The organism is Nitrospinota bacterium, assembly GCA_016235255.1.
Classification (GTDB): Bacteria; Nitrospinota_A; UBA7883; order UBA7883; family JACRLM01; genus JACRLM01.
Window position 1 is genome coordinate 1 of the sequence record JACRLM010000111.1, and the last position, 5,893, is coordinate 5,893.

The 5,893-nt window shown below is 57.4% G+C and carries 3 protein-coding genes; 1 reads left to right on the plus strand and 2 read right to left on the minus strand.

The genetic code is table 11. The annotated features are described in order from the left end of the window. Positions 1–383: 383 nt before the first annotated feature. Both smc and thiL read right to left on the minus strand, forming a co-directional pair. Positions 384–3,986, minus strand: coding sequence for a chromosome segregation protein SMC (smc, locus tag HZB29_14200; protein ID MBI5816749.1), 3,603 nt, complete (start codon positions 3,984–3,986; stop codon positions 384–386). Between the two features lie 278 nt (positions 3,987–4,264). Then, a complete protein-coding gene (gene thiL, locus HZB29_14205) occupies positions 4,265–5,257 on the minus strand; it encodes a thiamine-phosphate kinase (protein ID MBI5816750.1) in 993 nt (330 codons plus the stop codon). Positions 5,258–5,368: 111 nt separating this feature from the next. Between thiL and HZB29_14210 the strand changes: the two genes are divergently transcribed. Further along, complete coding sequence (locus tag HZB29_14210) at positions 5,369–5,578, plus strand: hypothetical protein (GenBank protein ID MBI5816751.1); 210 nt, start codon at positions 5,369–5,371, stop codon at positions 5,576–5,578. Positions 5,579–5,893: the final 315 nt, after the last annotated feature.

Here is a 5,893-nt window from a genome sequence, read left to right on the forward strand (position 1 = left end):
ATCCATTCTTCCCTTGCCAGTTTTCCCGTTACCGTTTACTCTTTTCATGTGACCTCCTTGCTTTCCGTTGTTTTCGTTCAAAAACATGGTAGCAGGTGAGGTCATACCTTCGTTTCAACTAAGTTTAGGACACTTTCTCATCGTCCAGCCATAATTGTTTGTGTCCCGGTTGCATTAAGGACTGTGGCGCGCTCAGGCAGAAGGGATGAAAAAATGAAAATCAACCGCAAGATGAATGCCGGAAGATCCATAAATTGAATAAACAATATTCATGTTCATAGTCACCTCACTTAAAACAGATGAGTTGACAATCAGTATCTCCATCAATCCCAGCACCCAGGAAGCCTCCTGCCTGAACGCGCCACAATCTATTATACAGTCAACTACGCCGCAGTAAGCTCAAAATCCTCGTGGTGTTTGTCCACCAGGTCCACGGAGAGTATCTTGGAAACGCCCTCTTCCTCCTGCGTGATGCCGTAGAGCCGTTCGGCGAAACTCATCGTCTTCTGGTTGTGGGTGATGATGATGAACTGGGTGTTCGCCTTCATCTCCATGAGCATGTCGCGGAAGCGGAATATGTTCGCTTCGTCGAGCGGGGCGTCCACTTCGTCGAGCAGGCAGAAGGGGCTGGGGCGCGTCATGAACACCGCGAACAGCAGCGCTATGGCGGTCATCGCCTTCTCACCGGCGGAAAGCAGGTTAAGGTTCTGCACCTTCTTGCCCGGCGGCTGGACGAATATCTCCAGCCCCGGTTCGGACTGCCCCTCTTCCTGGGTAAGGCGCATCTCCGCCCGGCCGCCGCCGAACAGCCGCTTGAACACTATCTCGAAGTTGCGCGACACCTTTTCGTACGTCTCGTTGAACATGTCCGCGGTGGTGGCGTTGATGCTGTCTATGGTCTTGCGCAGCGTGGCGATGGATTTTACAAGGTCCTCGTGCTGGTTTTTCATGAACTCAAACCGCCCGTTGACCTCTTCGTACTCCTCCAGCGCGCTCATGTTCACGTCGCCGATGCGCGAAAGTTCACCCCGCAGGAAAGCCAGCCTTTGTCCCGCCTCCTCCACGTCCAACCCCTCGATGTCCGCGGTCCGCAGATCCTCCACAGGGATGTTGAACTCGTGGTCGGCCTTCTCCAGAAGGTTTTCTATGCGCATCTCAAGCTCCGACTTTTTCACGGCAAGCGAGGCCGTTTCCGTCCGGATATCGTCCAGGGTTTTCTCGATTTCGCGGGCGGAACGCTCCATTTCGGCCCTGCGCTCGATCTTTTCGTTTAGCGTGTCGGCCATCTGGTTGACGCTGGCGGATATGGTGTCCCGCTTGCGGGCCAGTTCCACGTTCTCCGCGTCCAGCTTTTCCGTGGACTGGGCGATCTCGTCCCGCCTGCGGCCAAAGCCGCTTATCGAATCGCGAAGGCGTTGTATCCTCCCCGTCATCTCCACGCCGGAGGACTCCAGGCGCCGCAGGTCCATCCTCAGGTTTTCAAGCCTTCCGCGCGATTCGGCCAGTTTCACCTCCTCCGCGCCAAGCCTTCCTGTCATCTCGTCGAGCCGGCCGCGCAACTCGTCCAGCGAAGTCTGGAACGCGCCGTTGGCCGCGTCCAGTTCCTCTTTCCTGCGTTCCATTGCGCCGGTCTCTTCGGCGATCTGCAGTTCCTCCGCCGTCAAACGGGCCTGTTCCTGCATGGCGTTGTCCCTGTCGCGCATAAGCGATTCAAGGGCGGTGGCCCCCCGGGCAAGCTCGGACTCCTCCCGCTGCATTTCCCTGGAGATGGAAACGGACTTCATCTCGATTTCCCGCAGGTTATGGTCCGACATTGCCAGCTTCTCCCGCGCCATGCGGACAGTCTCCACCGCCGCCGCTTTACGGGAGGCGGTCTCATCCTTTTTGGCCTCCAGCGTGGTCAACTGCGCCCGTATCTCTTCTATCATCCTCTTGCGGGCCACGATAGCTCCGCCGGCGGCCGCCTTGGCGGGAGATCCGCCCGTGACGAATCCGAACCTGTCCACCATGTCCCCTTCCGGCGTGACGACGGTGAAAGATCCGGGATTTAAATTCCATATCTCCAGCGCCCCGGTAAGATCGGAGGCTATCAGGATGTTCGCAAGCACCGCGGCCGCCTGTTGCGGCACATCGCCGGACAATGTGACCATGTCCACCGCGCGCCCGACAAGTTTCGGATGGGCCGGCGCCTGCACAGCGCCGGTGGACGAGGCGGAAAGGCCCATGGGGACAAATCCGGACCTGCCTATGTTCTCCCGTTTCATCAGCGAAACGGCCTGCATGGCCGCCCCTGCGCTTTCCACTATCACAGCCTCCAGCCGCTCGCCGAGGATGGCGCCCACGGCCGCTTCCAGCTCCGGAGTCACCCGAAGCCCGTCCGCCAAAAGCCCCTTCACGCCGGAGAGCTCCGAAGCCCCTTCGTTCCTTCTTTTCATCAGGCGGCGCACCCCTTCGGAGAAACCTTCCATGTTCCTTTCCAGTTCCTCCAGGGACTCCAGGCGGGACACCTGCCGCGTGATCTCTTTTTCCGCCGCCGAAAGCTCTTCCTCGACGGATTTTAACGCCGCCGAAGCCTCCTCCAGCCCGCGCCTTATGGCGGAGTTGTTGTCCATCTCCGAAAGGGAGGCGGCGGACAAAGCCTCGGACTCCGCTTTCAACGCCGCAACTTTTTCCTTCAGCGCGGCCATTGCCGTGTTTATCTCGTTCTCCCGCGCGCCGAGCCCTTCCAGCTTTGAGACGGTGTTTTCTATGCGCGCCTTCACCGAAGCTATGCGCGCCCCATGGGCGGAAATCCGCTCCATAAGCCCCATGGCCTCCCGCAGGCCGCGCGAAAGCTCCGCCTGCTTTTCACCAAGACCGCCTCGCACAGCGTCCGTCTCCCTGCGCAGTTCGCCGATCCGCCCCTCGTCGCCGGTGATCGTTTCCGAAAGTGACGCGATCTCCCCCTTGCGAACCTCGGCCGCCTCCTGCACTCCTGTGATTTCGCTTTCGATCCGGCCGATCTCGCCAAGGGCGTTTTCGTTGCTCTGGGCCAATTCATCCAGCTGCCGGGTGAGAAGCCCCTTGTGGTCGTCGTTTCTCTCCATGGACGAGGTCATCGTCTGGCGCTCCTCGCGAAGCTCCGAAAGGTCCCGTTCTTCGGCGGCCACCTGCGAGGCGATTATCTCCGCCTCGTTGCGTTTCGTGGAAAGTTCCGCCAGAAGGTTCGCCTCGTCCTCCCGCCTTTTCTCCAGCGCGCCGGACGCTTCCGTCAACTCGTCCGTCTGCCTCCTGAAATCGTGGGCATGGCACACCAGCGCCTTCGTCCTGATCTCCGAGCGGAACTCCTTGTAGCGCTCCGCCTTCTTCGCCTGCCTGTTGAGGGAATTGCGCTGGCGCTCAAGCTCGCCCAAAATGTCCTGTATCCGCAGGAGGTTCGTCTGGCTGGCCTCAAGCTTGTTGATGGCGGCGTTGCGGCGGTACTTGTATTTCATCACCCCTGCCGCCTCTTCTATGATAAAGCGCCTCTCCTCCGGCTTGGAGTTGACAAGCTTTGTCACCTGCCCCTGTTCGATGATGGAAAAGGCCCGGATGGAAACGCCCGTGTCCAGGAAAACGTCCACGATGTCCTTTAACCGGCACGGGACCTTGTTGATGTAATATTCGGACTCGCCGGACCTGTAAAGCTTGCGGGTGACGGTGATCTCGTCGTATCCGGCGTATGGCTGGGTGGTTATCATTCCCCCGGCGTTGGAAATGGTCAGGCTCACTTCGGCGTAACCGGCCGGTTTGCGGGAGGACGATCCGTTGAAGATGAAATCCTCCATCTTCGCCCCGCGCATGATCTTGGCCGACTGCTCGCCGAGAACCCACCGGATGCCGTCGGCGATGTTGCTCTTGCCGCAGCCGTTGGGCCCCACCACCACGGTGACGCCCGGTTCAAACGCAAGCTTCGTCTCGTCAACGAAGGATTTGAACCCACGCATTTCGATATTCTTAAAATACATCTGGTTTTACCACCCTCCCTATTGTCCGGCTTCCCCAATGCGATTTACAAACATAAATCACAACCGATAATCAACCACCCGAACGAATTTGAACCAAGGTACCACTTAATATTGGCGGTGTAAAGAGAAAAACCCATATATATAGTATGGAGGGGAAGTTAAAGCACAATATGATGTATATTGGCTATATAGCTGAAATATTTGGATAAATGGATATTGGAGGATATTTCAGGATATTTTTGGATGGTGAAAATATTGTGGTCAGTTATCTAATCCGTTCATCCATGCGTCCATCCCATCCTTCCCATCTTCATAATCCTTCCTTCCGTCCCCACCACTTTTACGTCCGGTTTGCCCTCCGTCACCACTCCGATGGGGGCGGCGATGATCTTGCCGGCGTTGACGAGCCGTTCCAAGGCGCTGGTTTTCCCGGGTGCAACGGTGAACATCAGCTCGTAATCCTCCCCCCCGGTCAGAACGCGCCGCCAGGCTTCCGCCCCCCCGGCCTTCACCAACCCCGCCGCTTCTTTTGAAAGCGGGAAATCATACAGGTCTATCGCGGCGGACGTGCCGGACGCTTCCATCACCCTGTAAAGGTCGAGCGCCACACCGTCGGATATGTCTATCATCGCCGTGGCCAATCCATGTTTGGCGATCAGCCGACCCCACTCCACCCTCGGGGTGGGATTTAAGTGCCGCGCCACAAGTTTTCGCTGGGCCGGTGAAAGGCGTTTCCCGCCGCCTAACAAAAAATCCAGCCCCAGAGCCGAGTCGCCGGGGGTTCCGGTGACATAGACCACGTCACCCGGGCGCGCCCCGTCCCTTTTCACCATGCGCCGCCGCTCTATTTCGCCGATGGCGGTGACAGTGAATGAGAGGTCGTTATTTGCGGATGAAACGTTCCCGCCGACAAGCTGGCATTTGAAGGGTGATATCGCCGATTTGAAGCCGCGTAAAAACCGGGTCATCCATTTTGCGTCTGTGCCTGGGGTGATGTTCGCCGACAACAACAGGTATTTGGGGACGCCCCCCATGGAGGCTATGTCCGAAAGGTTCACGGAGGCGGTCTTCGCCCCGATAAGCTCCGCCGGTGCGAGCTTTTTATTGAAGTGGACCCCATCCACCAGCGAATCGGTGGTGACCAGGGTGAGAGTCCCTTTCGATGGGGCGATGGCGGCGCAGTCATCCCCGATGCCAAGGTTTGCCCCCCCGGCTGTGTTGAACATCCGCTCTATCAGGCGGACCAGCGCAAGTTCCCCCAATATCTTCATGGAGTAAGTTTATCATTGAAACGCCGGTCGGCTTTCACATTAGGTTGTCCCAAACCGTTTGACACACCCGTACCAACACGTTTATCCTTTCACACTATGGAACACGCAAGTTTGCTGGAAAAAATAGACGCCTACCTGTTCAAGCTTCTGGGCGTGGCGCTCGGGTTCGCCGGATGCGCGGCGCTGGTCATGAACAATCCAATGGCCGAATTGATCTCAAATATATACGGGATCATATTCTTTATCATATTCGCGACGCTGGGGGTCTATTCCACCATTTCCGTGATCAGGGATATCCTGCCCCACACAAACCGGGGATAAAAAAAGGGCCTGTGGAAGAGAGGGGGCTCCCACAGGCCAAACCCACAAAGCGCCAGGATCGTAAGTGGGGGGCGATCCCGACACCCTGTTGACAACAGTGCCGCCGAAACCGAGGGGTTGGCTCGGCGGCCCATGCACTAGATAGTTGCATCCTGGATGCCAAATCTAAATTGATATCACTAGTGTCCCAACGCTAACGACATGACTGATTGTAACAGGTTGAGAGAACGAAGGTTTATCATGATTTGCTCTGGTCTCGATTTCAGTTCGGCGCGTAGTATGACGGGTATCTCCAACACGATTGTGAGGCTCGCC

Excerpts from the sequence above, each read along its gene's own strand:
- smc (MBI5816749.1), bottom strand. The coding sequence starts at position 3,986 with ATGTATTTTAAGAATATCGAAATGCGTGGGTTCAAATCCTTCGTTGAC.
- thiL (MBI5816750.1), bottom strand. The coding sequence starts at position 5,257 with ATGAAGATATTGGGGGAACTTGCGCTGGTCCGCCTGATAGAGCGGATG.